A 426-nucleotide genomic window follows, 5' to 3' on the forward strand; every position below is an offset into this window, starting at 1 on the left:
GCCCGAGGCCGCGCAGGTCGGGCCCACCGAGCCCGCGCCCGAGCAGGCCGTGCCCCTCGTGCCCGCGACGACCCCCGACCGCGAGGAGGCCGTGGTCCGCGACGACCGCGACGCCGCGCGGGCGTCCACGCCCTCGGCCTTCGCCGAGGCGGCCCGGGTGGATCCGCTGCCCGCACCCGCCGCGGAGCCCGCGCGGGCTGCGGAGCCCGCACCCACCGCGGAGCCCGCGCGGGCTGCGGAGCCCGCGCCCGCCGCCGAGCCCGTCGCCGAGAGCGAGCGGACCGCTCCGGCGGAGTCGACGCCGTCCCGCGACGTACCGGTCGTGCACGAGCCCGATCGCGAGCCCGTCCAGGAGCCCGCGCCGGTCGACGACGCGCCGCCTGCCGCGTCGACCCCGAGGGCGCCCAGCCGCCGCAACGGCGGGGG

The 426-nt window shown here is 82.9% G+C and carries 1 pseudogene; it reads left to right on the plus strand.

Annotated elements, in window-relative coordinates:
- Positions 1-426, plus strand: a pseudogene (locus tag AWH51_RS16185) (cell division ATP-binding protein FtsE); the annotation flags it as partial.

Origin of the sequence: Clavibacter tessellarius (assembly GCF_001618005.1) — a bacterium.
Classification (GTDB): domain Bacteria; phylum Actinomycetota; class Actinomycetes; order Actinomycetales; family Microbacteriaceae; genus Clavibacter; species Clavibacter tessellarius_A.